General features: G+C 71.3%; 23 protein-coding genes. 10 read left to right on the top strand and 13 right to left on the bottom strand.

The genetic code is table 11. The features are described from left to right. Nucleotides 1-547: 547 nt before the first annotated feature. The gene (gene rimO / locus FDP22_RS20355; protein WP_138578110.1) at nucleotides 548-1,933 is read right to left on the bottom strand and encodes a 30S ribosomal protein S12 methylthiotransferase RimO; all 1,386 of its coding nucleotides are present in this window, start codon (nucleotides 1,931-1,933) and stop codon (nucleotides 548-550) included. A gap of 133 nt (nucleotides 1,934-2,066) precedes the next feature. Here rimO and FDP22_RS20350 point away from each other — a divergent pair, with 133 nt between their 5' ends. Then, complete coding sequence (locus tag FDP22_RS20350) at nucleotides 2,067-2,417, top strand: DMT family protein (RefSeq protein WP_138578108.1); 351 nt, start codon at nucleotides 2,067-2,069, stop codon at nucleotides 2,415-2,417. A gap of 4 nt (nucleotides 2,418-2,421) precedes the next feature. Here FDP22_RS20350 and FDP22_RS20345 read toward each other — a convergent pair whose 3' ends face one another. Next, complete coding sequence (locus tag FDP22_RS20345) at nucleotides 2,422-3,204, bottom strand: alpha/beta fold hydrolase (protein ID WP_170317811.1); 783 nt, start codon at nucleotides 3,202-3,204, stop codon at nucleotides 2,422-2,424. A 99-nt stretch (nucleotides 3,205-3,303) separates the two neighbouring features. On the opposite strand from FDP22_RS20345, the gene FDP22_RS20340 reads away from it, so the two are divergent. Continuing rightward, nucleotides 3,304-4,659, top strand: a complete 1,356-nt coding sequence (locus FDP22_RS20340) for a tetratricopeptide repeat protein (protein ID WP_138578104.1) — start codon at nucleotides 3,304-3,306, stop codon at nucleotides 4,657-4,659. Nucleotides 4,660-5,341: 682 nt separating this feature from the next. Here FDP22_RS20340 and FDP22_RS20330 read toward each other — a convergent pair. Then, the gene (locus FDP22_RS20330) at nucleotides 5,342-5,731 is read right to left on the bottom strand and encodes a DUF6165 family protein (RefSeq protein ID WP_138578102.1); all 390 of its coding nucleotides are present in this window, start codon (nucleotides 5,729-5,731) and stop codon (nucleotides 5,342-5,344) included. Next, on the bottom strand, nucleotides 5,728-7,125 hold the full coding sequence (locus FDP22_RS20325) for a tetratricopeptide repeat protein (protein WP_138578100.1): 1,398 nt from the start codon (nucleotides 7,123-7,125) through the stop codon (nucleotides 5,728-5,730). Before FDP22_RS20325 ends, FDP22_RS20330 begins: the two co-directional genes overlap by 4 nt. A gap of 210 nt (nucleotides 7,126-7,335) precedes the next feature. Between FDP22_RS20325 and mgtE the strand changes: the two genes are divergently transcribed. The 6 genes from mgtE (at nucleotide 7,336) to FDP22_RS20295 (ending at nucleotide 14,049) form a co-directional block, all read left to right on the top strand. After that, a complete protein-coding gene (gene mgtE, locus FDP22_RS20320) occupies nucleotides 7,336-8,718 on the top strand; it encodes a magnesium transporter (protein ID WP_138578098.1) in 1,383 nt (460 codons plus the stop codon). Between the two features lie 98 nt (nucleotides 8,719-8,816). After that, the gene (locus tag FDP22_RS20315) at nucleotides 8,817-9,728 is read left to right on the top strand and encodes an AAA family ATPase (protein WP_138578096.1); all 912 of its coding nucleotides are present in this window, start codon (nucleotides 8,817-8,819) and stop codon (nucleotides 9,726-9,728) included. Between the two features lie 8 nt (nucleotides 9,729-9,736). Then, the gene (locus FDP22_RS20310; RefSeq protein ID WP_138578094.1) at nucleotides 9,737-10,102 is read left to right on the top strand and encodes a DUF4260 family protein; all 366 of its coding nucleotides are present in this window, start codon (nucleotides 9,737-9,739) and stop codon (nucleotides 10,100-10,102) included. A gap of 3 nt (nucleotides 10,103-10,105) precedes the next feature. Next, entirely contained in the window at nucleotides 10,106-11,362 is a 1,257-nt protein-coding gene (locus tag FDP22_RS20305; RefSeq protein ID WP_138578092.1) for a vWA domain-containing protein, read from the top strand. Nucleotides 11,363-11,389: 27 nt separating this feature from the next. Then, nucleotides 11,390-12,412: an XdhC family protein gene (locus FDP22_RS20300; protein ID WP_138578090.1), complete on the top strand. Its 1,023-nt coding sequence runs from the start codon at nucleotides 11,390-11,392 to the stop codon at nucleotides 12,410-12,412. After that, on the top strand, nucleotides 12,409-14,049 hold the full coding sequence (locus tag FDP22_RS20295) for an NTP transferase domain-containing protein (RefSeq protein WP_138578088.1): 1,641 nt from the start codon (nucleotides 12,409-12,411) through the stop codon (nucleotides 14,047-14,049). Before FDP22_RS20300 ends, FDP22_RS20295 begins: the two co-directional genes overlap by 4 nt. Before the next feature lie 17 nt (nucleotides 14,050-14,066). Here FDP22_RS20295 and FDP22_RS20290 read toward each other — a convergent pair whose 3' ends face one another. Next, a complete protein-coding gene (locus tag FDP22_RS20290) occupies nucleotides 14,067-14,879 on the bottom strand; it encodes a hypothetical protein (RefSeq protein ID WP_138578086.1) in 813 nt (270 codons plus the stop codon). Between the two features lie 166 nt (nucleotides 14,880-15,045). Here FDP22_RS20290 and FDP22_RS20285 point away from each other — a divergent pair, with 166 nt between their 5' ends. Beyond that, nucleotides 15,046-15,762, top strand: a complete 717-nt coding sequence (locus FDP22_RS20285; protein WP_170317810.1) for an SIMPL domain-containing protein — start codon at nucleotides 15,046-15,048, stop codon at nucleotides 15,760-15,762. Nucleotides 15,763-15,781: 19 nt separating this feature from the next. Here the strand turns inward: FDP22_RS20285 and FDP22_RS20280 are convergent, their stop codons facing one another. The 6 genes from FDP22_RS20280 to coxB form a co-directional block, all read right to left on the bottom strand. Continuing rightward, nucleotides 15,782-16,441, bottom strand: coding sequence for an SURF1 family protein (locus tag FDP22_RS20280; protein ID WP_138578082.1), 660 nt, complete (start codon nucleotides 16,439-16,441; stop codon nucleotides 15,782-15,784). Nucleotides 16,442-16,520: 79 nt separating this feature from the next. Further along, complete coding sequence (locus tag FDP22_RS20275; RefSeq protein ID WP_138578080.1) at nucleotides 16,521-17,303, bottom strand: cytochrome c oxidase subunit 3; 783 nt, start codon at nucleotides 17,301-17,303, stop codon at nucleotides 16,521-16,523. Between the two features lie 31 nt (nucleotides 17,304-17,334). Beyond that, a complete protein-coding gene (locus tag FDP22_RS20270) occupies nucleotides 17,335-17,931 on the bottom strand; it encodes a cytochrome c oxidase assembly protein (protein WP_138578078.1) in 597 nt (198 codons plus the stop codon). Next, nucleotides 17,924-18,106 (bottom strand): hypothetical protein, encoded by a 183-nt coding sequence (locus FDP22_RS20265; RefSeq protein ID WP_138578076.1) that lies wholly within the window; start codon nucleotides 18,104-18,106, stop codon nucleotides 17,924-17,926. Before FDP22_RS20265 ends, FDP22_RS20270 begins: the two co-directional genes overlap by 8 nt. Nucleotides 18,107-18,118: 12 nt before the next feature. After that, entirely contained in the window at nucleotides 18,119-19,078 is a 960-nt protein-coding gene (gene cyoE / locus FDP22_RS20260; RefSeq protein WP_138578074.1) for a heme o synthase, read from the bottom strand. A 14-nt stretch (nucleotides 19,079-19,092) separates the two neighbouring features. Beyond that, nucleotides 19,093-19,950 (bottom strand): cytochrome c oxidase subunit II, encoded by an 858-nt coding sequence (coxB, locus tag FDP22_RS20255; protein ID WP_138578072.1) that lies wholly within the window; start codon nucleotides 19,948-19,950, stop codon nucleotides 19,093-19,095. A 222-nt stretch (nucleotides 19,951-20,172) separates the two neighbouring features. On the opposite strand from coxB, the gene tldD reads away from it, so the two are divergent. Beyond that, complete coding sequence (gene tldD / locus FDP22_RS20250) at nucleotides 20,173-21,600, top strand: metalloprotease TldD (RefSeq protein WP_138578070.1); 1,428 nt, start codon at nucleotides 20,173-20,175, stop codon at nucleotides 21,598-21,600. A 182-nt stretch (nucleotides 21,601-21,782) separates the two neighbouring features. On the opposite strand, the gene FDP22_RS20245 is transcribed toward tldD, so the two are convergent. Together FDP22_RS20245 and FDP22_RS20240 are read right to left on the bottom strand one after the other, a co-directional pair. Then, nucleotides 21,783-22,148, bottom strand: a complete 366-nt coding sequence (locus tag FDP22_RS20245) for a glyoxalase superfamily protein (RefSeq protein ID WP_138578068.1) — start codon at nucleotides 22,146-22,148, stop codon at nucleotides 21,783-21,785. Nucleotides 22,149-22,156: 8 nt separating this feature from the next. Continuing rightward, a complete protein-coding gene (locus tag FDP22_RS20240; RefSeq protein ID WP_138578066.1) occupies nucleotides 22,157-23,527 on the bottom strand; it encodes a glutamate--cysteine ligase in 1,371 nt (456 codons plus the stop codon). Between the last annotated feature and the right edge of the window lie 25 nt (nucleotides 23,528-23,552).

Genomic DNA, 23,552 nt, shown 5'->3' with positions numbered 1-23,552 from the left:
CGGGCCCGCGCCGCAGGAGCGTGCGGCGCCCCCGGCGCCCGGCCCGATTTCGGGCGCCCGGGCGGGGCCGCCTGCTCCCGGGCTCCGGATCAGCGCGTTCCAGCCCTGCGCGCGACGATCGGCGACGGGCGGTGCAAGGGCCTTCGCCGGGCGGGCCCGCGCGCCCGATTCGCCGGAGGAGATGCCGGGGGAAGGGCAGCCCGGCCGCCGCGCGGCAGGCGAGGGCGGGGGAAGACCGGCTGCGGACGGCGGGGGCAATGGACCTGACGCCACGGCCCCAGCGCAAGTCGCGCGCCCGGGCGTGCGCAGGGCTGACCCGGGCATGCCATTCCATCAGCCGCGCAGGCCCTGCCATCCGGGCCGGGTGCATCGAGCAACGGGCGCGCGGACCCGCTCGTGCAAGCCGAGGGCGTCGCGGAACGGGCGCGCAGGCCCGCTCATGCAAGCCGGGTGCATCGCGGCACGGTTCCGCGCGGGACGGATCGGGGTGGTTCATGCCCCCCACTGGCACCTTCGGGCGGCAGGCGGGCCTCCGGCCCCGGGTGCCTCAGCCGGTGATGCTGCCCCAGAGGTCGTATTCGGAGGCCTCGTCCACGGTTACGGTCACCATGTCGCCGGGCTTCAGCGCTTCGAACCCCGCGTCGATGAAGAGGTTGCCGTCGATCTCCGGCGCGTCGGCCTTCGTGCGGCACACCGCGCCGTCACCGTCCACCGAATCGACGATCACCTGCTGCACGCTGCCAACCTTGGCCTCCAGCTTCTCCGCCGAGATCCGCTGCGCCACTTCCATGAAGCGTTCGAACCGCTCCTGCTTCACCGCTTCGGGCACATGGTCGGGCAGGGCGTTGGAGCGCGCGCCATCGACGTTCTCGTACTTGAAGGCGCCCACGCGGTCCAGCCGGGCCTCCTCCATCCAGTCGAGCAGGTGGGAGAACTCCGCCTCCGTCTCGCCGGGGAAGCCCACGATGAAGGTGGAGCGCAGGGTGATGTCCGGGCAGATCTCGCGCCAGCCCGCGATGGTCTCCAGCGTCTTCGCCTGGTTGGCGGGCCGGGCCATGCGCTTCAGCGTGTCCGGGTGCGAATGCTGGAAGGGGATGTCGAGATAGGGCAGCACCAGCCCCTCGGCCATCAGCGGGATCAGCTCGCGCACATGCGGGTAGGGGTAGACGTAATGCAGCCGCACCCAGGCCCCGAGGCCGCCCAGCTCACGCGCGAGGTCGGTGATGTGCGAGCGCACCTCGCCGCCTTTCCAGGGGTTCAGGTCATGCTTGCGGTCGAGCCCGTAGGCCGAGGTGTCCTGCGAGATGACGAGCAGCTCGCGCACGCCCTTCTCCACCAGCTTCTCCGCCTCGCGCAGCACCGCGTGGGCGGGGCGGGAGGCGAGCTTTCCGCGCATGTCGGGGATGATGCAGAACCGGCACTTGTGGTTGCAGCCCTCGGAAATCTTCAGGTAGCTGTAATGCCGCGGCGTGAGCGAGACCGAGCTTGCCGGCAGCAGGTCGATGAACGGGTTCGGATCCGCCGGCACGGCGGCATGGACGGCGTCGAGCACCTGCTCGTACTGGTGCGGGCCGGTGACGGCAAGCACGCTCGGGTGCGTGCCGCGGATGTACTCCTCCTCCGCGCCGAGGCAGCCGGTCACGATCACCCTGCCGTTGGCGGTGAGCGCCTCGCCGATCGCCTCCAGGCTCTCGGCCTTCGCACTGTCGAGGAAGCCGCAGGTGTTCACGATCACCGCGTCGGCGCCGGCGTAATCGGGCGAGATCGCGTAGCCCTCGGCGCGCAGCCGGGTGAGGATGCGCTCGCTGTCCACCAGCGCCTTCGGGCAGCCGAGGCTCACCATGCCGACACGCGGCTGGCCGGGGCGGGCGGTGCCGTCGAGAAGCGGGGCTGGAGCGCGGTCGGGGCGCAGGTCTGGCGGATTGGTGCTCATCCGCGCGATATAGGCGAAACCGGGAGGATAGGGAAGCGTGCAGGCGGGCTTGCCCGGCGCCGCGGCGCAGGCGAGAAGGAGCCATGGCGCGCCGCCCGGCGCCGCCCGCGCCCACCCCGTTCAGAGGTATCCCATGCCGGCCCTGCTTCCCTGGCTCCTGCCGCCCGTCCTGTTGTGCCTGTCCAATGTCTTCATGACCTTCGCCTGGTACGGCCACCTGAAATACCGCGCTGCACCCCTCGTGGTGGTGGTGCTGGTGAGCTGGGGCATCGCCTTCTTCGAATACTGCCTCGCCGTGCCGGCGAACCGCATCGGCCACCAGGTGTATTCCGCCGCCACCCTGAAGGTGATGCAGGAGATCATCACCCTCACGGTCTTCGCCGGCTTCTCGGTGCTCTGGCTGCGCGAATCGCTGTCGCTGAGCCAGCTCGCGGGTTTCGGGCTGATGGCGGCGGGGGCGGCGCTGGTGATCCTGAAGCCCTGACGCCTCAGCCCGCCCGGGCCACGCAGGCGCGAATTGCCCTCGCCACCGCCCCCGGCGCCTCCCAGTGCAGCGCATGCGCGGCTCCTTCCACCGCCTCGGTGTGAAAGCCGAGAGCGGCGAAACCGTCAAGCACCTGCGGCGGGGCGATGATGTCCTCCGCCCCGGTCATCGCCAGCGCGGGGCAGGTGAGGGGGGTGAGCGGCGCGGGCGTGGCGAATTCCGGCAGCACCGCTGCCTGGGCGACGAAGGCCTCGGGCGGCTGGAGCTGCGCATAGCCCACCGCCCGCGCCGCGGCGGCCGCCACCGCCCCGGGCTTCGCGTGGAAGCCTTCCGAGAACAGGAACTGGAACAGCAGCGCGAACCACGGCTCCGACGAGGGCTCCAGCCGCGCGAGCGCCTCGAACAGCGCCAGCGCCCGTGGCCGCACCCACCTCGCGCAGGAGAGCGCGGTGAGCGAGAGCACGCGCTCCGGCGCCGCCGCCGCGAGGTCGAGCGCCAGCATGCCGCCCAGCGAATGCCCGGCCACGTGCACCCGCTCCAGCCCCAGCGCGTCGAGCAGGCCCAGCACGTCCTCCAACAGCGCCCTGCGGGAGATCGGGCAGGGCAGGGGCCGGGTGCGGCCGGCGCAGCGGTTGTCGGGCATCAGCAGCTCGAACCCTGTCAGATGCGGCAGCAGCGGCGCCCAGCTCGCCGTGTCGCTGGCCATGCCGGCGAGCAGCAGCAGGGGCGGGCCCCCGCCTTGACGCTCGTAATGCTGCTGGATACCGTTTTGCGTCAGCTCGGGCATGGGGGGCTTTCCTGTCATGTCGCGGGGTGGCCTGCCGAAATCAGCACGCGGCCCCGCCGGCCGCAAGGGGGCGCCTGCGCCCCGGGGCCGGAGAGAGCCATGGTCACGGATTGCCTCGGAAACCCGGTGAGCTGCAGGGGCGCTGCCCTCGACGCGGTGAATGATTTCACCGACGGGTTCCTGCGCTATCACCCGAAGGCCACCAACGTGCTCGGCGTGATCGGGGGGCTCGAAGACTGTCTGCCGCATGTCTTCGCCGGCTACCTGTGGATGTTCCTCCAGCGCCCCGAGGCGCCGGAGCGCGCCCGGCCGCATGCGCTCGCCGCCGCCGCGGCAGCCCCGCGCGCCCATGCCCGCGAGCGTGCGCACCTGGGGGTGCTCGAGGCCTGGATGGCCGGGGACTGGCCGGGGATGATCCGCCGCGCCGAGGCGATCACCGCCGCGTGGCCGCAGGACCTCGTGGCGCTGAAACTGGTGCAGACCCAGTACCTGAACCTCGGCGATTCGCCCGGCATCCTGCGCTCCGCCCTGCGGCTGCTGCCCGCGAACGCGGGCAACGCGCATGTGCATGGCATGGTCGCCTTCGGCTTCGAACAGTGCCATCTGCTCGACGAGGCCCGTGCCGCCGCCGAGGCGGCGCTGGCGCGCGACGCCTCCGAGCCCTGGGCGCATCACGCGCTCGCGCATGTGCATCTCACCCGCGGCGAGATCGACGCCGGGCGGCGCTTCATGGCCGGGGTGAGCGGACACTGGGAGGGGCTCAACTCCTTCATGTACACCCACAACTGGTGGCACACGGCGCTGTTCGACATCTCCGCCGGTGACGGCGCCGCGGCGCTCGCCATCCATGACGAACACTGCTGGGGCATCGCGCCGGATTACAGCCAGGACCAGGTGGGGGCGGTGTCGCTGCTGGCCCGGCTCGACTTCGCGGGCATCGACACCGGGGGGCGCTGGCAGGCCCTGCGCCCCTGGCTGGAAACCCGCGGGGCGGATGTGGAGAGCGCCTTTCTCACCCTGCAATACCTCTACGGGCTGGGCCGCGCCGGCTCGCCGGTGGCGGACGATCTGATGGAGGCCGTGCGCGCCCGGGCCGCCTCCGCCCCGCCCTGGGCGGCCGCGATGTGGCGCGAGACCGCGTTGCCGGCCTGCGAGGGCGTGCTGGCCGCGGCGCGCGGCAACCATGCGGAGGCGATCCGCCGGCTCGGCCCCGCCCTGCCCACGCTGTGGAAGGTGGGTGGCAGCCACGCGCAGCGCGACCTCTTCGAGCAGATCTTCCTCGACAGCCTGATGCAGGAGAGCGCCTGGGTGAGCGCCCAGCAACTGCTGGAGGCGCGCCGGGCCTTCGACCCCTCGGGCGTGCCGCTCAACCGCATGCTTGCCGAGGTTTACGGCCGCCTCGGCCTCCCCGACCAGCAGGCCACCGCCGCCGCCCGCGCCCTGCGTGTGGGCTGAGGCCGGGGCGCGGCGCAACCGGTCTCGCGGGCCGGGCGTGGCCTGTCGCACGGTTTACCTGGAGCGCCAGGCCGGTTGCACGGTATTTCTGCTCCCTGCTCCCTGCTCCCTGCTCCCTGCTCCCTGCTCCCTGCTCCCTGCTCCCTGCTCCCTGCTCCCTGCGCACCATTGGGCACGGAGGGCCGCGCCCGACCCTGGGTGGGCGCAGCCGCGCCTGTGGTCGGCGGTTTATCGCAAAAGCTCCGAAAGAGGGCTGAACTCCGACTGACATCGCCATCGCGCCCTCCCGGGGGGAGGGTCGGGCGCGGCCCGGGCTGGTCGCCCGGGCGGAAGGGGTGAGCGGCTGTGGTCCGCGGTCCCCGGCCATCTGGCCGCGATAGAGGGCCCGCAAGACGCGGCCGGATGGCCCGGCACCAGACGGTCGCGTGCCGCACGCGACCGGCCCCCAGCCCGGCGCTGCAGCCGCGCGGCACGCGCGGCCGGGCCCAAACCGCAGGAGGCGCGCCCGAAGGGCGGGTCGACGCAGGGCGGGAGGGCTCCGTCTCCGCCGGTCCGGGGCCTGTCGGCCGGGGCGCTCCCGTGATGCGGACCCCTGTCGGGGGCCGCCTCTTTGGGCCGGGCCGGGTGCTGCGCACCCGGCGCCCGCGCTTCTGCCGGGGGGCATTCTGATCATCGGCGCGGCTCAGTACGCCGTGTAGCTCTTTTCCTCGACGATGTCGGAGCCGAGGGCGAGGTTGATCTCGCGTTTCAGCGCCGCGCGCCGGTCGTTCGTGCGGTAGACGGCGCGGGCGAGGGCGATGAAATCGGGGCCGAAGTCGGCCCGGCGTTCGCAGTCGCGGATGGCGTCCTCGATGTCCCAGAGCTCGGCATTCACCCCGGCCAGCGCCTCGGTGAGGCGGGCGAGCGCGTCGCCGGGGGGCACATGGGCGGCGCAGGTGTCCTCCAGCAGGGCGAGCTCGCGGCAGACGTTGGCGCGGGCCTCGCCCGCGCCGATCCGCGACGCCTTCAGGCGCAGGATGGTGATCTTGTCGATCAGCTCGCCGGGCGCGACGGGGGTGAGGATGGTCTTCATGCCCGCGCCGCCCCGCGGGCTGCGGCGAGAGCTGCGAGGTCGGCCACCACCGTGTCGAACACGCTGTCCCAGTCGTCGAGCACCGGCTGCCGGATGAGGCGCATCGAGGGGTACCAGGGGGTTGTGGCGCCCTCGGGCCCGTAGAGCCAGTAGGCCGAATGGTGCAGCAGGTTCCAAACCGGCCGGCCCAGCGAGCCCGCGAGATGCACCACGGCGCTGTCCATGGACACCACGAGGTCGAGCGCGCGGATCAGGCCCGCGGTATCCGCGAAGTCCCGGTCATGCCCGCCGGCGTCGATCACCAGCGAGGCGAGGGGCGAGCCGCGGAACTCCTCCAGCAGCGGGCCCTTGTAGAGGCTGAACAGGCTCACCCCCGGCACCCCGGCGAGACGGTAGAACCGCTCCTGCGCGAAGGAGCGCTTGTGGTTGGCGCGGTAGGTGAGCGAGCCGGACCAGAGCACCCCCACCGTGAGGCGCCCGCGGTGGGGGGCGAGGAGCGCGCGCGCCCGCGCGCCTGCATCGTCGGGCACGGTGAGGCGGGCCGGCGGCGGGACGGTGCCCGGCGTGAGGCCCAGGCACAGCGGCAGGCTCATCATCGGCACCCAGAGATCCGCCTCCGGCCGGCGCGAGCCCACCACGGCCACCGCGTCGCAGCCGGGAATGCCCTCCAGCAGCCGCTGCAGCGGCGGCTTGACCACGAGGATCACCCGGCCGGCGCCGCACGCCTTCAGCTGCGGCAGGAAGCGGGCCATCAGCATGGTGTCTCCGAAGCCCTGCTCGGGGAAGACCAGCAGCGTGCGCCCGTCCAGCGGCTCGCCCCGCCATTCCGGCAGGCCGGGGTCGGATTTCGTGATCTCCCCGGTGTCCCAGCGGGCCTCGAAATCGGCGAAGCCGCCGGCGTAATCGCCCTGCGCCAGCCGCGCCATTGCCCGCTGCAGGCGCAGTTCCGCATGGCCGGGGGCGAGGGCGAGGCCCTCGTCGCACACCGCGATGGCCTCCGTGAAGCGGTTCATCGTGCGCAGCGAGGTGGCGACGTGCTGCAGGGCGGAGGCGTCTCCCGGGCTCAGCCGCGCCACGGTGCGGCGGCACTCCAGCGCCTCCTCGTGCAGGCCCTCGTCATAGAGCGCGTTGCCCAGGTTGTTCACGATGTCGGCGCGGCCCGGCTCCAGCTCCAGTGCGCGGCGCTGGCAGGCGAGCGCGGCCGTGAATTCGCGCCGGGCCCGGTGCAGGGCGCCGAGATTGCTCCACATCGAGGCGTCCCCGGGCGCGCGGGCCAGGATGGCGCGGTAGCCGGCCAGGGCGCTGTCGAGGCGCCCGGCGCGGTGGTCGGCCACGGCCTGTTCCCGCAGGCCCGCGAGGCTCTTCGGTCCGGGGGGCAGAAGGTCTGTCGTCACGGCGGAGATCTCCATGGGGGAGCGCGCAGGGGGCCGCGTCCGGACGGCGCCGGCGACCGGAGCAGAAATGAGCCTAAGCGAAGCGGCGGACGCGGTAAACCGTTCCGGCACGGCGGGCGCTTTCCAATCGCCCGACCCTTCTGTAGAACCGGGGGGCCCTACCGCAGCGGCCCGACGCGACGCCCCGCCACGCCGAGACAGGATGCAGCCATGACCGAAGCCGCCGAGCCTGCAGTCGAGCCCGCAGAGGATGCCTACGCCCTCGACGCGGCGGTGGTCGACGCGATCCTCGCGGCGGTGGAAGTGGGTGCGCGCGAGCGGCTCGTGGCCCTGCTCAACCCCCTGCATGACGCCGACATCGCCGACCTTCTGGAACAGATCGACCAGCCCCTGCGGGCCCGGCTGATCGCGCTCTGGGGGGCGGATATCGCGCCCTACGCCATCACCGAGCTGCGTTCGGGCGTGCGCGACCTCGTGGTGCCGCTGCTCAGCCCCGAGCAGCTCGCCCGCGTGGCCGAGGAGCTCGAGACCGACGACATGGTCTACCTCGTCGAGGATCTCGCCGAGACCGACCAGGAAAAGGTGCTCGACGCGCTGGACGATGCCGACAGGATGGCCGTCGAACGCTCGCTCACCTACCCGGAATACTCCGCCGGCCGCCTCATGCAGCGCGAGCTGGTCTCCGCTCCGGAGCACTGGACCGTGGGCGAGATCATCGACTACATGCGCGCCTCCGACGACCTGCCGGACGAGTTCTACGACGTGATCATCGTCGACCCGCGCCACCGGCCGGTGGGCATGGTGGCGCTCTCCAAGATCATGGCGAACCGCCGCGAGACCCGCCTCGACACCCTTATGAACGAGGATTTCCGCATCATCCCCGCCGACCAGGCGCAGGAGGACGTGGCCTATGCCTTCAACCAGTACCACCTGATCACCGGCCCGGTGGTGGATGCGCAGGGCCGGCTGGTCGGCGTGATCACCATCGACGACGCGATGGAGGTGCTGGAGGACGAGGCGGAAGAGGACATGAAGCTGCTCGCCGGCGTGGGCGACGAGGAAATCGCCGACCGGGTGTGGGAAACCGCCCGGGCGCGCTTCCCCTGGCTGGCGGTGAACATCTGCACCGCGCTCATCGCCTCGGCGGTGATCGCGCTGTTCTCCGGCACGATCGAGGCGATCGTGGCGCTTGCCGTGCTGATGCCCATCGTCACCTCGATGGGGGGCAATGCCGGCACCCAGTCGCTCACCGTGGCGGTGCGGGGCCTTGCCACGCGCGACATTACCTCGAAGAACATGTGGCGCGTGGTCCGCCGCGAGGTGATCGTGGGGGTGCTCAACGGCGCGGTGTTCGGCATGCTGATCGGCGCGGTGGGGTTCATCTGGTTCGGAACGCCCATGCTGGGCGTGGTGCTGTGGCTGGCGATGCTGCTCAACATGCTGGTGGCCGGGCTGGTGGGCATCCTCATTCCCATCGGGCTGGACCGGGCGGGGGCGGACCCGGCGCTCGCCTCCGGCGTGTTCGTGACCATGAGCACCGACGTGATCGGCTTCCTCGCCTTCCTCGGCCTCGCCTCCGTGATGCTGCTCTGAGCCCCGACCAAGGTGGCCCGCGGGGCTTTTGCCCTTGAATTCACCCGGGCGGAGGACTTGATTAGGTCACCCCTTCGGCACGGCGCTCAGGAGACAGCATGACGGCCATCCCCACTTCCATCGACGCCACCCAGGCCATGCTGGCCGACACCGGCTATGTCTGCGGACGCGCGCTCGCCACGGTGGTGTTCCTGTCGCTGAAGCTGGGTCGCCCGCTGTTCCTCGAGGGCGAGGCCGGCGTGGGCAAGACCGAGATCGCGAAGGCGCTCGCCGCCTCGCTGGGCCGCCGGCTCATCCGCCTGCAGTGCTACGAGGGGCTGGACGCGGGCTCGGCGGTCTACGAATGGAACTTCCCGGCGCAGATGGTCGCCATCCGCACCGCCGAAGCCTCCGGCCAGGCCGACCGCGCGGCGCTGAACGCGGAGCTCTTCTCCGAGGAGTTCCTCATCCGCCGTCCGCTGCTGGAGGCGATGAGCCCGCAGGACGGCGGCGCGCCCGTGCTGCTGATCGACGAACTGGACCGCACGGACGAGCCCTTCGAGGCCTTCCTTCTGGAGGCCCTGTCGGACTTCCAGGTGACCATCCCCGAGCTTGGCACCGTGAAGGCGCCGGAACCGCCGATCGTCATCCTCACCTCCAACCGCACGCGTGAGGTGCATGACGCGCTGAAGCGGCGTTGCCTCTACCACTGGGTGGATTACCCGGATTTCGACCGCGAGATGGAAATCCTCACCGCCCGCGCGCCGGAAGCCTCCGAGACCCTGTCCCGCGAGGTGGTGGCCTTCGTGCAGAAGCTGCGCTCGGAGGACCTGTTCAAGAAGCCGGGCGTGGCCGAGACCATCGACTGGGCGAAATGCCTGGTGGCGCTGGACGCCGTCCAGCTCTCGCCGCAGGTGATCGCGGACACGCTGGGCGCGATCCTGAAGTATCAGGACGATATCGCCAGGCTGCAGGGGTCCGAGGCCAAGCGCATCCTCGACGACGCCCGCGCCGCCCTGCAGCCGGTCTGAGCCCGCCGATGGAACCCGGTTTCCGCCGCCTGCTGCGCCTGGAGAATGCCGGAATCGCCCTCGGCCTTGCGGTGCTGCTCGTGCGCGCCGCGCCGGAGCGGTGGCTGGTGGCCGGGGTGCCGATCCTCCCCCATCTCTTCATCGCCGGCCATGCCTTCGGGCCGCGGGTCGGGGCGCGGTGCTGCAACGCCGTGCACAGCTATGCGGGCCCGGGGCGTCCGGTCGGGGCGGGGGCGCTCGCGGGCTGGGCGCCCGGGCGGCTCATCGCGGCGCTCCGGGCGCTGCACATCTCCATCGACCGGGCGCTCGGCTTCGGGTTGAAGCGCGTGCAGGGCTTCGGCCACACGCATCTCGGCGCGCCGGGGCGGGGCTGAACCATGGCGCAGTATGCCGACCTGCCGGTGAACCCCGAGGGCAAGCTCGCCCGCAACATCGTGCATTTCGCCCGCGCGCTGCGTCACGCCGGCCTGCCCGTGGGCCCGGGCCGGGTGGTGGAGGCGGTGCGCGCGGTGGAGGCGGCGGGCTTCTCCGAGAAGGCGGATTTCTACTGGACGCTGCACGCCTGCTTCGTCTCGCGCCCCGAGCACCGGGCGATCTTCGGCCAGGTGTTCCGGCTCTACTGGCGTGATCCGCAGTTCCTCGAACACATGATGTCGATGATGCTGCCGGCCCTGCGCGGGGTGCAGGAGGAGCACAAGGCCCGGTCCGCGGAGCGCCGCGCCGCCGAGGCGCTGCTGGCGGAGGCCGAGACCCCGCCGCCGCCCCCGCCGCCCGAAGAGGGCGAGGAGATGGTGGAGTTCGACGCCACCCTCACCTTCTCCGCCGACGAAAAGCTGCGCGCGCAGGATTTCGAGCAGATGTCCGCCGCGGAGGCGGAGGCCGCGAAACGCGCCATTGCCCGGCTGGAACTGCCCGTGCAGCCCATCGCCTCGCGCCGCACCCGCGCCGCGCCGCGCGGCCACGTGCCGGACTGGCGCGGCACCATGCGCGCGGCGATGCGCACCGGCGGCGATGTCCGTGGCCTCGCGATGCGGGAGCGGCGCGAGCGCTGGCCCAACCTCGTGGTGCTCTGCGACATCTCGGGCTCCATGTCCTCCTACTCGCGCATGCTGCTGCATTTCCTGCATGCCGCGGCGAATGCGAAGGGCGCGGGCTGGGCGAAGGTGCATGCCTTCACCCTGGGCACCCGCCTCACCAACATCACCCGCCATCTCGCCACGCGGGACGTGGACGCGGCCCTCGCCGCTGCCGGCCGCGAGGCGCGGGACTGGGAGGGCGGCACCCGCCTCGGCGCCACGCTCGACGAGTTCAACCGCACCTGGTCGCGCCGGGTGCTGGGGCAGGGCGCGGTTGTGCTGCTGATCACCGACGGGCTGGACCGGGACGACCCGGCGCTGCTCGGCCGGGCGGCGGAACGGCTGGCACTCTCCTCGCGCCGGCTGATCTGGCTGAACCCGCTCCTGCGCTGGGACGGGTTCGCGCCGAAGGCCGGCGGCATCCGCGCGCTGCTTCCGCATGTTGATGTGTTCCGTGCGGCACACAATATCAATTCCCTGGAAGAGCTCTCCGCCGCCCTCACCCGCACCGGGGACACCGGGGAGAAGACACGCCTGATGCGGCTGCTCGACCGCTGAGCCAGCCCTGCCCGAAGGAGGCCCGAGATGACCGCAGATCATGACAGCATTCCCGAGATCGCGCTCGACTGGGCGCGCGCCGACAAGGGCGTGGCCCTCGCCACCGTGATCGAGACCTGGGGTTCCGCGCCCCGGCCCGTGGGCTCGCAGCTCGCCATCTCGGCGGAGGCCGAGATCATGGGCTCCGTCTCCGGCGGCTGCGTGGAGGGCGCCGTGGTGGCCGAGGCGCTGGACGCGCTGGAGGACGGCACGCCGCGGGTGCTCACCTACGGCGTCTCCGACGATGACGCCTTCGCGGTGGGCCTCGCCTGCGGCGGCACCATCCGGGTGATGGTGGAGCCGGTGGGCCGCGGCCAGGGCCTGCCGCTGGCGATGCTGGAGGCGCTCACCGCCGCGCGCACCGCCCGCGAGGCCACCGTCTACGCGGTGAACACGCAGAGCTGGGAGCGCCGGCTGATCGGCGCCGGCCCGGACCCGCTGCTGGCCGAGGCCGACGCCGCCCGGCATGCCGACAAGTCCGGCTTCGCCGGGGACTGGTTCCTCGGCGTGCACAACCCGCCGCTGCGCATGGTGGTGGTGGGGGCGGTGCACATCGCCCAGCCGCTGCTGCAGATGGCGCGCATCGCGGGCTATGACGCCACCCTGGTGGACCCGCGCGAGGCCTTCGCCGCCGATGCCCGCTTCCCCGGCGAGACCATCGTGCGGGACTGGCCCGATGCCGCCCTGCAGCAGATCGGCGTGGACGCGCGCACCGCCGTCGTCACCCTCACCCATGACCCGAAGCTCGACGACCCCGCGATCCGCGTGGCGCTGGCTTCCGAGTGCTTCTACCTCGGCTGCCTCGGGTCCAACCGCACCCATGCGAAGCGGCTGGACCGGTTGGGGGCGGAGGGGGTCTCCGCCGCGGCGATGGCGCGCATCCACGCGCCGGTGGGCGCGGATATCGGGGCGAAATCCCCCTCCGAGATCGCCATCGCCATCCTCGCCCAGATCACCGAGCGCCTGCGCCGGCCGGCCACGCGCCCGGGCGTCGCGGCGCACGCGGCATGATCTTCGGGCGCGTCGCGCTGGGGGAGGCCGAGGGCGCGGTGCTCGCGCATTCGCTCATGGCCGGAGGCAGGCGTCTGCGCAAGGGGCGCGTGCTCTCGGCCGCGGATATCGCCGCGCTGGCGGCGGAAGGGCTTTCGGGCGTGATCGCCGCCCGGCTCGCCCCGGAGGACATGTCGGAGGATGCCGCCGCCGCGCGCGTCGCCGCGGCGCTCGCCCCCGAGGCCGCGTCCCTCGGCCTCACCGTGCAGGCGCCCTTCACCGGGCGGGTGAACCTGCACGCGGCCCGGGCCGGGCTGTTCGAGGTCGATGCCGCCGCCGTGGCCCGCTTCAATGCCGTTGACGAGGCCGTCACCCTCGCCACCCTCGCCGGGCACGCCCGGGTGGAGGCGCGCGACATGGTCGCCACGGTGAAGATCCTGCCCTATGCCGTGCCCGCCGCCACGGTGGCCGCCGCGCTGGCCGCCGCGGGCACCGGCCCGCTGATGCGCATCGCGCCGCCGCGCCTCACCCGCGCCGCCCTGTGCAGCACCCGCATTCCGGGCATGAAGGACAGCGTGATCGCCAAGGGCGTGGAGGCGGTGCGCAGCCGGCTTGCCGGCCTGGGCGCAGACCTCGTCCACGAGGAGGTGGTGGCGCATGAGACCGGCGCGCTGGCGGAGGCGCTCACCCGCGCGTCCGCCGCCGGGGCGGAACTGCTGCTCATCCTCGGCGGCTCGGCCACCCAGGACCGCGAGGATGTCGGCCCCGCCGCGCTGGTGGCCACGGGCGGGCGGCTGGAACGCTTCGGCATGCCGGTGGACCCGGGCAACCTGCTGTTCCTGGGCGCCACGGCGCAGGCGCGGCCGGTGATCGGCCTGCCGGGCTGCGTGCGCTCCCTCGCGTTGAACGGCGCCGACTGGGTTCTGGAGCGGGTGATCTGCGGCGTGCCGGTGGGCGATGCGGAGATCGCCGCGATGGGCGTGGGCGGGCTGCTCAAGGAGATCCCGTCACGGCCCCAGCCGCGTGGCGGCACCACGGCGCGCGGGCGCCCGGTGGTGGAGGTGCTGCTGCTCGCGGCCGGCTCGGCCCGGCGCATGCGCGGGCGCGACAAGCTGCTGGAACCGGTGGCGGACGGGCCGCTGCTCGCCCATGCCGCGCGCGCCTGCGCCGGCGCGCAGGTGCGCCAGGTGCAGGTGGTGCTGGACCGTCTCGACGGCCCGCGCGCCGCGGCGCTCGAGGGGGTGGAGGGGCTGGGCCTGGTGGCCAATCCGCAGGCCGCGGAGGGCATGGCGGCCTCGATTCGTGCCGGGATGCGGAGCCTCGGCGGCGATGTCGACGCGGTGATCATCGCGCTCGCCGACATGCCGGACATCGGCCCCGGCCATCTCGACCGGCTGATTGCCGCCTTCGACCCGATGGAGGGCCGGGAGATCTGCCGCGCCGTCACCGAATCCGGCCAGCCGGGCCAGCCCGTGCTGTTCGGCCGGCGCTTCTTCGAGAGCCTCGCCGGGCTGGAGGGCGACCGCGGCGCCCGGGCCATCCTGCGCGATGCCGGCAGCTTCCTCGTCGACGTGCCCACGCCGGGCGAGGCGGCGGTGACAGACCTCGATTCGCCGGAGGCCTGGGAGCGCTGGCGCCGGGCCCGGGCAGAGGCCTGAGCCCGGGCGCCGCCGCCTCACTTCTTCGGGATCTTCAGAACCTGGGTCTGGCCCGAGCGCAGCAGATGCACCGAATCCTCGCTGATCGCGGCCACCTGCCAGCCCTCGAACGAATCTCCCCGGGTGACGCGGACATACTTGCCGCTGGGCAGGCGCACCAGCGCGCGGCGGCTGTGCTCGGTGCCGTAGATGCCGATCAGGTTCAGGGCGGAGCGGTCGAACAGCCCGCTGTCGGTGGCGGCGGCGCGGGTGGAGGTGTTCACGGGTGTTGTCACGACGGCTACTGCACTTGTGGGAACGGCGGTGGCGGGCTGGCGCACGGCCTTGGCGGCGATGCGCTGCGGGCGCACGAGAGGCTGCGTGGTGCGGCCCACGGCATAGCGGCTGGCACTGGAAATCTCCGGTGCCGGAGCCTGGACGGTGACGGAGCCCGGACGGGGCTTCGGCTCATCCGCCTCCTTCGGGGAAATCGGCGAGGCCGGGGCGGCGGCGCGGGTGACGGGGGCGGCAGGGGCGGCGCTGCCGGGCCGAGGCGGCGGCTGGTTCGAACTGCGGACATTCGCCACCTGCTGCACCCCGGTCACCGTGGCCCGCGGAGCGGCCTGGGCCAGATGCGCGGGCAGCGGCAGGGCCGTGGCCGCCGGTGCCGGGGCAAGGCTTTCCGCCGGCGCGGGCGCCGCGGCGGCGGGCAGTCCCGCACCCGCGAGCGCCGCGGCCAGGGCCAGCGCACCGGCCAGGGCCAGATGCCGGGGGCCGCGCCGGCGGGCGCCGGTGCCTCCGGGAGAGGTGAAAGCTGTGTCTGGCCCCGAAGGGCTGTCACCCGGTATCATGCTCGAAACCCTCTCGGCCCCGGCGCGCGAACCCGCGCCGCGGCCCGTGAATTTTTGTGGAAGCGTTGTCCAAGGATGTTACAGGGCGGCGCGTCCAAGTTCCAGTAAACTTGCCAGAATACCCCGCGACGGCAGGTGCCGTGTCGGGGATGACAGGAGACCATACATGCGCATTCTGATCCCCGCCCTGACCGGGCTCGTCCTCGGCATCGCGCCGCTCGCCGGCCTGGCCGAGGAGCGGCAGTCCACCATCTCGGTGACCGGCGAGGGCGAGTCGGTCCTGGTGCCGGACCTCGCCTACGTGACCCTCGGCGTGACCACCGAGGGCGAGACCGCCGCGGAGGCCCTCACCGCCAACACCGATGCGATGACCAGGGTGTTCGACCTGCTCACCCAGCAGGGCGTGGCCGAGCGCGACACCCAGACCAGCCAGTTCTCGCTGAACCCGGTCTGGGCCGACCAGCGGGACAACGCCGAGCCGCGCATCGCCGGCTACCGCGCCAGCAACCTGGTGACCATCCGGGTGCGCGAGATCGACGCGCTCGGCGGGCTGCTGGACGGCCTCACCCGGCAGGGCGCGAACAGCATCCAGGGCATCTCCTTCTCCGCCTCGGACATGACGGAGGCGATGGAAAAGGCGCGCCGCGCCGCGGTGGAAGACGCCCGCGCCCGCGCCGCGCTCTATGCCGACGCCGCCGGCGTGGCGCTCGGCGAGGTGCTGAGCCTGTCCGAGCAGGGCGGTGGCGGCGGCGCGCCGATGTACCGCATGGCCGCGGAGGCCGCGCCCGTGCCGCTGGCACGCGGCGAGACCACGGTGAGCGCTTCGGTGTCGATGGTGTTCGAGATCTCCCCGGCGCCGGGCGAAGTCGTCCAGCCGGAGTGACGGCTTTGCGCCGGCGGGTTCAGCCCCGCCGGCGCACCGCGATGAAATACAGGCACATGCCGAACCAGCCGGCCGCCAGCGCGAACCAGGTGAGCGCGTATTCCAGGTGGTCGTTGGGGATGTTCACGCTGACGGGCATCGGGTCGGTTCCCGGCAGGCTCTCCGAGCGGGCGACGATCAGCAGCGGCTCGGTTCCCAGCGCCCGTGCCATCGGCGCCACGTCCCGCGCGAACCAGATGTTGCGCTCGATGTTCGGCGCCGGGGTGAAGCTGTTCACGTCATCGGGCCAGAGCAGGTTGCCCTCCACCCGGTCCGGCCCGGCGGGCAGGGTGCTGTCCTTGTCGGCCTCGGGGAGGAAGCCCCGGTCCAGCATCACCCGCCGCCCGTCCGCCAGCCGGAAGGGCGCGATGACCCGGTAGCCGGGCCCGTCCGGCGGGCGGGAGGTGAGCACGCGCAGGGCGCCCTTCTCCACCGTGCCCTCGAGGGTGAGCGAGCGATACTCGTCGCGGGCCTCCTCCGGCTGGGCGGGCAGGCCGTCGAGCGGCGTGGCCATGCGGGCGGTGATGTCCGCCAGGACGGCCGACTTCCAGGCCAGCCGCTGCAACTGCCAGCCGCCGAGAGCCAGGAGCACGGCCAGCCCGAGGCCGCCGATCACGATCAGGAACCAGAACCGGCGCATGCGCCTCTCCCCCCGGAATGCACGCGGCGCGGACCGAGGTCCGCGCCGGGAATCTCTGCTTCGGATGGTGCAGGACCGGTCAGCCGCCCCAGATGTAGACCGCGGCGAAGAGGAACAGCCACACCACGTCGACGAAATGCCAGTACCAGGCGGCGGCCTCGAAGCCGATGTGCTTGTCCTGGGTGATCTGGCCGGCGGAGGCGCGCAGCAGGCAGACCGCGAGGAAGATGGTGCCGATGATCACGTGGAAGCCGTGGAAGCCGGTGGCCATGAAGAAGTTCGCGCCGTAGATGTTCCCGGCAAAGCCGAAGGCGGCGTGGCTGTATTCATAGGCCTGGCAGAGGGAGAACAGCACGCCAAGGATCACCGCGATCAGCAGGCCCTGCTTGAGCGCCTTGCGGTCATTCTCGTGCACGAGGGCATGGTGGGCCCAGGTGCAGGCGCAGCCCGAGAGCAGCAGGATCAGCGTGTTGACCAGTGGCAGGTGCCAGGGGTCGAAGGTCTCGATGCCTTCCGGCGGCCAGACATGGCCCTGGATCGGGTAGAGCGCGTTCTTGAAGAACGACCAGAACCAGGCGGCGAAGAACATCACCTCCGAGGCGATGAACATGATCACGCCGTAACGCAGCCCGATCTGAACCACCGGCGTGTGATCGCCGACCCGGCTCTCGCCGATGACGTCCGACCACCAGCCGTACATCACGTAGAGCACCCCCGCGAGGCCGATGAGCATCAGCCAGGGGCCGTTGTCCTTGAAGAACAGCACGGTTCCGAACAGCATCACGAAGGCACTGACCGCACCGAAGAAGGGCCAGATGCTGGGGGGCAGGATGTGGTAGTCGTGGTTCTTTTCGTGGGCCATCGGGGTTCCCTCTGCTGGTCCTGGGCCGGTTTCAGTTCAGGCCGGTCGTATTGTTGCTGCTGGGGGTCGGCTGCAGGGCGGATGTCTCCTCCGGCTTCGGCAGCGCGTCTCGGTGGAAAGTGTAGGAGAGCGTGATCTCGCGGACGTATTTCGCCTCGATATCATTCACGATCTCGGGGTCGACGTAATAGGTCACCGGCATCCGCACCGTCTCACCGGGCTGCAGAACCTGCTCGGTGAAGCAGAAGCAGGCGATCTTCATGAAGTAGCCGCCGGCGGAATAGGGCACCACGTTGTAGCTGGCCGAGCCGGCCACCGGCACGTCCAGCGGGTTGTGCGCCTCGTAATAGGCGATTCCGGTTTCGCCGATCTTAAGCTCGACCTCGCGCTGCATCGGCCTGAAGCTCCAGGGCATGCCGGCTTCGAGCGAGGCGTCGAAGCGGATCCTGATGGTGCGGTCCAGCACGGTGTCGGCGCCGGCGGTGGCGGTGCTGGTGGTGCCGGCATAGCCGGTCACCCTGCAGAACCAGTTGTAGAACGGCACGGCGGCGAAGCTTCCGGCGCCCATGAAGGCCACCAGCGCCACCAGGCCGAGCACGACGCGGGCGTTCTTGCGCGGCTTATTCATTGGCGGGCACCAGCGCCGGCCGGTAGGTGTGGTCGAACCCCTGGATCATCTGGCCGTCCATCAGCTTCACGATGGTGACCAGGAAGACCAGCAGCACGAACCCGCCGAGGATCAGCCCCAGCGAGGTGTTGCGCCCCTTGCGGCGGGTATGCAGTTCGTGCTCGGGCTTGAACATGGCGTTCTCCGTTCAGAACAGCACCGGCCAGCCGGCCGGCGAAAGGTCGGCCGCGCGCAGGCCGGCGTCGACCAGCAGGGCCAGGAAATGCGCGAAGAGGTAGAAGATCGAGAAGGCGAAGACGCGTTTCTCCGCCCGGTACGCGTCTGCCGCGGCCATGTCCTCGTCGCGGCGCCACAGGCGCATGGCACCGGCGAGGAAAGCGAGGTTCAGCACCAGCGCGGTGCCCAGGTAGGCGGGCCCGCCGATGCGAGTGAAGGCCACCGCAAGCGCGACGGCGGCGAGCGCCACGGTGTATCCGAGGATGAGCTTGCGGGTGTGGCGGCGGCCGGCGACGACGGTCATCATCGGCACGCCGGCCTTCGTGTAGTCGGAGTTCATGAACAGCGCGAGTGCCCAGAAATGCGGCGGTGTCCAGATGAAGATCAGGCCGAACATCAGGCAGGATTCGACGGAGACGTTGCCGGTGGCCACGGCCCAGCCGATCATCGGCGGGAAGGCGCCGGCGGCGCCGCCGATCACGATGTTCTGCGGCGTCGCGCGCTTGAGGAACATCGTGTAGACCACGGCGTAGAAGAAGATGGTGAAGGCCAGCAGTGCCGCCGAGACCGTGTTGCCGAACAGGAACAGCATCAGCACCGAGAGCACGGAGAGCGCGAGGCCGATGTAGAGCGCCTCATCCCCCGAGACCCGGCCCGAGGGGATGGGCCGGCCGGCCGTGCGCTTCATCACCCGGTCGATATCCGCGTCCCACCACATGTTGAGCGCGCCGGACGCGCCGGCGCCCACCGCGATGCACAGGATGCAGGCGAAGGCGATGATGGGGTGCACTGGCGTCGGTGCCACGAACATCCCCACCGCGGCGGTGAAGATGACGAGGGACATTACCCGGGGCTTGAGCAGCTCGACATAGTCGCCGAACTGCGCGTCTCCGGGTCGGGTCTCCTCCAGGCTCCAGCTTGTATCGGCCATCGGGGGTATTTGCCTCAGTTGGATGCGAGCCGGATCGTGCGCGCGGCGGGGTTCATGGCGAACTCCTGCTTTGCGCCTTCCAGCCAGGTTGCATAGGCCTCCGGCTCCATCGCCTTCACGACGATGGGCATGTAGGCATGGTCCTTCCCGCAGAGCTCGGAGCACTGGCCGAAGAACACGCCCGGGCGATCGACGCGGAACCAGGTCTCCTGAAGGCGACCGGGAATGGCGTCAAGCTTCACGCCGAAGGAGGGAATGGTCCAGGAATGGATCACGTCGGCGCCGGTGATCTGCAGGCGCACGACCGCGCCGACAGGTACCACGACGGCCGTATCGGTGGCGAGGAGATATTCATCCGGCGCGTAGCCGTGCTCCGCCAGCTCGTCGCGCTGCAGCAGCACGGAGTCGAAGGAGATCTCCTCGTCGGGGTATTCGTAGCTCCAGTACCACTGGTTGCCGGTCACCTTGATGGTGAGGTCGCTGTCGGGCACCTCGAGCTGCTTGAACAGGATGGGCAGGGAGAGCGAGCCGATCACGATCAGGATCAGGATGGGCACCACCGTCCAGGCGATTTCCAGCGCGGAGTGGTGGGTGAAGGTGGCCGGTGTGGGGTTCGCCTTCGCGTTGAAGCGGAAGATGCAGACCGCCAGCAGGCCGGTGACCAGCAGCACGATGGCCGTGATGATCACCAGCAGGAAGCCGTCGAGGAACGCGATGTCCTCCTTCAGCTCGGTGGCGGCGGGTTGGAAACCCATGCCGCCGGGCACCGGCTTGCCGATGGTCTCCAGCGCATCCTGGGCCAGGAGGGCGGTGGAAACCCACGCCCCGGTGAATGCCGTTCCCGCCCCGATTGCGAATTTTGCCAGTCGCATTGTTATCTTCCTCGATCTGCGTGCGCCGGCAGCGGCGCGGATCCCTCTCCCGCGGGCGCGGAAGCGCCCTTCAGCGGCCCCACACGGCTTTGTGTGGAATCCCTGTTGTTTCAGTTTCCCGAAAAACCATAATGGGCCGTTACAGGCAAGTTGGACCTTTGCGGCAGTTCGACGCTTCAAGCTGCCCTCGTCGCCTAAATTCTCCACTGATCGGAGTGCCAGATGACTGATTCCTCTCCGCGATTTCGCCCTTTCGAGACTTTGCTTGACGAGGGCCGCGCGCTCTCGCTTCTGCGTGAGGCGGTGGCGGGCGCCGATGACGGCGAGCTGTTCCTGGAACGCCGGCGCTCCGAGGCGCTGGTGTTCGATGACGGCCGGCTGAAGACCGCGAGCTATGACGCGGCCGAGGGCTTCGGCCTGCGCGCGGTCGCGGGCGAGAGCACCGGCTACGCGCATTCCACCGAGATATCAGAGGCTTCGCTTGCGCGCGCGCTCTCCACCGCCCGGCTCGCGGTGCGCGGCGAGGACGCGGTGCTGGCCGCGCCGCCGCGCGCCACCAACCGCCGGCTCTACTCCGACCGCGACCCGTTCGACGACGCCAGTTTCGGCGTGAAGCTCGAAACCCTGCGTGAGATCGACGACTGGCTGCGTGCGCGTGACCCCCGGGTGGTGCAGGTTTCCGCCTCCATCGGCGCCTCGATGCAGGAGGTCGAGATCCTGCGCCCCGAGGGCCAGCGCCTGTGGGAGGCGCGCCCGCTCACCCGGGTGAATATTTCGGTGATTGTCGAGCAGAACGGCCGGCGGGAGACCGGATCGGCCGGCGGCGGCGGGCGCCACGGGCTCGCGCCGCTCATCACCCGCGGCCATTGGGAGGGAGTCGCGCAGGAGGCGCTGCGCGTGGCCCTGGTCAACCTGGAGGCCGAGGACGCCCCCGCCGGGGTGATGGACGTGGTGCTCGGCCCCGGCTGGCCCGGCATCCTGCTGCACGAGGCGATCGGCCACGGGCTGGAGGGGGACTTCAACCGCAAGAAAAGCTCCGCCTTCGCCGGGCTGATGGGCCAGCAGATCGCCGCGAAGGGTGTGACCGTGGTGGATGACGGCACCCTGCCGGACCGGCGCGGCTCGCTCTCCTTCGATGACGAGGGCACGCCCTCGCAGCGCAACGTGCTGATCGAGGACGGCACGCTGGTGGGCTACATGCAGGACCGCCAGAACGCCCGGCTGATGGGCGTGGCGGCCACCGGCAACGGCCGACGCGAGAGCTACGCCCACGCCCCGATGCCGCGGATGACCAACACCATCATGCTCGGCGGAGACACCCCGCCGGCCGAGGTGCTGGCCGGCATGAAGGACGGGCTCTACGCCGTGGGCTTTGGCGGCGGGCAGGTGGACATCACCAACGGCAAGTTCGTGTTCTCCTGCACCGAGGCCTACCGGGTGAGGAACGGCGTCGTCGGCGCGCCGGTGAAGGGCGCCACGCTGATCGGCGACGGGGCCACGGCCCTGAGGCAGATCCGCGCCGTGGGCAACGACATGGCGCTGGACCCGGGCATGGGCAATTGCGGCAAGGCGGGCCAGTGGGTGCCGGTGGGTGTCGGGCAACCGACGCTGCTGATCGGCGGGCTGACGGTGGGCGGCGCCGGGGTCTGACCCCCGCGCGCCGGCCTGCGCCCCGGCTTGCGCGGCGGGGCCTCCCGGAACGGAGCCCTTGCAACGTCCGGGGCATGACGCATCTTGCCGGGACGCCGGGACGCCGGGACGCCGGGACGCCGGGACGCCGGGACGCCGGGACGCCGGGGACGCTCCGGGTCGGGCCCGGAGCGCGGGGCGCCTCAGGCGCTGCGCTGCTCGGTGAAGCGCAGGCGGTTGGAGAACGGGTCGGTGACGGTCATCTCCAGCCCCCAGTCCCGTGTCGCGATGCCCGGGCGCTGGCCGGGGTGCGGGCGGGCGGTGAGTTCCGCATGCAGCTCCGCCAGTCCCTCCACCGGCACGAAGACCGTGGCGCCCGGGCTGGCATCGCCGTGATGGCCCGAAAGGTGCAGGCGCAGGGCCCCGCGCGACACCTGCGCGTAGAGCGGCAGGTCCGGCTCGAACCGGTGCTCCCAGTCCAGCCGGAACCCCAGCCAGTCGAGGTAGAAGGCGCGCGCCAGCGCCTCGTCGAAGATCCGCAGGACCGGGACGGGCGCGCGCAACTCCATCTCCGGGCTCAGTAGCTGTAGTCGCGGAACAGCGGCGTGAGGTCGCCGCCCCAGGCGCCGTGGTAGAGGTCGAGCAGCTCCTCGGCGGGCGTCTTGCCGGAGGCGACGATGTCCTGCAGCGAGTTGAGGAAATGCGTCTCGTCGGGGATGAGCCCGCCGGCGCCGGGGCGCGCGCGCGCCTTCAGCCCGCCATTCGCGATGTCGAGCACCTCGCGCGCCACGTCGCGCAGCGCGCGGCCGGCGATCTCGGCATGCAGGCCCTTCTCGGAGGCGTCCACGCGCAGCTGCTCGCGCTCCTCCGCGCTCCAGCCCTTCGCGAGGTCCCAGGCGGCGTCGAGCGCGGTCTGGTCATAGGTGAGGCCCACCCAGAGCGCGGGCAGGGCGCAGAGCCGCCGCCAGGGGCCGCCGTCGGCGCCGCGCATCTCGATGAACTTCTTCAGCCGGGCTTCGGGGAAGAGCGTGGTGAGGTGGTCCGCCCAGTCCGACAGGGTGGGTTTCTCGCCGGGCAGCGCCGGCAACTCGCCCTTCAGGAAGTCGCGGAAGGACTGGCCGAGCGCGTTGATGTACTTCCCGTCGCGGTAGACGAAATACATCGGCACATCGAGCGCGTATTCCACGTAGCGCTCGAAGCCGAACCCGTCCTCGAAGGCGAAGGGCAGCATGCCGGTGCGGCTGTTGTCCAGCCCGCGCCAGATGCGCGAGCGCCAGGAGAGATGGCCGTTCGGCTTGCCCTCGAAGAAGGGCGAATTGGCGAAGAGCGCGGTGGCGACCGGCTGCAGCGCCAGCGCCACGCGGAATTTCTGGATCATGTCGGCTTCGGAGCCGAAGTCGAGGTTCACCTGCACCGTGCAGGTGCGGTACATCATCTGGGTGCCGTGGGTGCCGACCGTGCCCATGTAGGGGGTCATCAGGGCGTAGCGGCCCTTGGGCATCACCGGCATTTCCTCGTGGGTCCAGACCGGGGCCGCGCCCAGGCCGATGAAGGCGGCGCCGATGCCCTCGGCGATTTCCTTCACCTCGGCGAGATGCTGGTTCACCTCGTCGCAGGTCTGGTGAATGGTCTCCAGCGGGGCGCCGGAAAGCTCCAGCTGTCCGCCCGGCTCCAGCGAGACATTGGCCCCGTCGCGCACCAGGCCCAGCAGCTTGCCGCCCTCGCGCACCTCCTGCCAGCCGAACCGGTCGCGCAGGCCCTCCAGCATGGCGCGGATCGAACAGGCGCCCTCGTAGGGCAGCGGGGTCAGCGTACGCGTGTCATAGCCGAACTTCTCGTGCTCGGTGCCGATGCGCCAGGCCTCCTTCGGCTTGCAGCCGTCGGCGAGATATTGCGCGAGCTGCTCGTGACGCTCGATCGGGCCGCCGCCTTGTTGAGGAATGGACATGCGGCCCTCCTTGTGATGTTGACCT

The organism is Paroceanicella profunda (assembly GCF_005887635.2).
Taxonomy (GTDB): domain Bacteria; phylum Pseudomonadota; class Alphaproteobacteria; order Rhodobacterales; family Rhodobacteraceae; genus Paroceanicella; species Paroceanicella profunda.
The sequence above is the reverse complement of the archived record's forward strand: the minus strand, read 5'-3'. Positions and strand labels throughout refer to the sequence as shown.

Coding starts and splice junctions, on each gene's coding strand:
- rimO (WP_138578110.1), bottom strand. CDS start 1,933: ATGAGCACCAATCCGCCAGACCTGCGCCCCGACCGCGCTCCAGCCCCG.
- FDP22_RS20350 (WP_138578108.1), top strand. CDS start 2,067: ATGCCGGCCCTGCTTCCCTGGCTCCTGCCGCCCGTCCTGTTGTGCCTG.
- FDP22_RS20345 (WP_170317811.1), bottom strand. CDS start 3,204: ATGCCCGAGCTGACGCAAAACGGTATCCAGCAGCATTACGAGCGTCAA.
- FDP22_RS20340 (WP_138578104.1), top strand. CDS start 3,304: ATGGTCACGGATTGCCTCGGAAACCCGGTGAGCTGCAGGGGCGCTGCC.
- FDP22_RS20330 (WP_138578102.1), bottom strand. CDS start 5,731: ATGAAGACCATCCTCACCCCCGTCGCGCCCGGCGAGCTGATCGACAAG.
- mgtE (WP_138578098.1), top strand. CDS start 7,336: ATGACCGAAGCCGCCGAGCCTGCAGTCGAGCCCGCAGAGGATGCCTAC.
- FDP22_RS20315 (WP_138578096.1), top strand. CDS start 8,817: ATGACGGCCATCCCCACTTCCATCGACGCCACCCAGGCCATGCTGGCC.
- FDP22_RS20310 (WP_138578094.1), top strand. CDS start 9,737: ATGGAACCCGGTTTCCGCCGCCTGCTGCGCCTGGAGAATGCCGGAATC.
- FDP22_RS20305 (WP_138578092.1), top strand. CDS start 10,106: ATGGCGCAGTATGCCGACCTGCCGGTGAACCCCGAGGGCAAGCTCGCC.
- FDP22_RS20300 (WP_138578090.1), top strand. CDS start 11,390: ATGACCGCAGATCATGACAGCATTCCCGAGATCGCGCTCGACTGGGCG.
- FDP22_RS20295 (WP_138578088.1), top strand. CDS start 12,409: ATGATCTTCGGGCGCGTCGCGCTGGGGGAGGCCGAGGGCGCGGTGCTC.
- FDP22_RS20290 (WP_138578086.1), bottom strand. CDS start 14,879: ATGATACCGGGTGACAGCCCTTCGGGGCCAGACACAGCTTTCACCTCT.
- FDP22_RS20285 (WP_170317810.1), top strand. CDS start 15,046: ATGCGCATTCTGATCCCCGCCCTGACCGGGCTCGTCCTCGGCATCGCG.
- FDP22_RS20280 (WP_138578082.1), bottom strand. CDS start 16,441: ATGCGCCGGTTCTGGTTCCTGATCGTGATCGGCGGCCTCGGGCTGGCC.
- FDP22_RS20275 (WP_138578080.1), bottom strand. CDS start 17,303: ATGGCCCACGAAAAGAACCACGACTACCACATCCTGCCCCCCAGCATC.
- FDP22_RS20270 (WP_138578078.1), bottom strand. CDS start 17,931: ATGAATAAGCCGCGCAAGAACGCCCGCGTCGTGCTCGGCCTGGTGGCG.
- FDP22_RS20265 (WP_138578076.1), bottom strand. CDS start 18,106: ATGTTCAAGCCCGAGCACGAACTGCATACCCGCCGCAAGGGGCGCAAC.
- cyoE (WP_138578074.1), bottom strand. CDS start 19,078: ATGGCCGATACAAGCTGGAGCCTGGAGGAGACCCGACCCGGAGACGCG.
- coxB (WP_138578072.1), bottom strand. CDS start 19,950: ATGCGACTGGCAAAATTCGCAATCGGGGCGGGAACGGCATTCACCGGG.
- tldD (WP_138578070.1), top strand. CDS start 20,173: ATGACTGATTCCTCTCCGCGATTTCGCCCTTTCGAGACTTTGCTTGAC.
- FDP22_RS20245 (WP_138578068.1), bottom strand. CDS start 22,148: ATGGAGTTGCGCGCGCCCGTCCCGGTCCTGCGGATCTTCGACGAGGCG.
- FDP22_RS20240 (WP_138578066.1), bottom strand. CDS start 23,527: ATGTCCATTCCTCAACAAGGCGGCGGCCCGATCGAGCGTCACGAGCAG.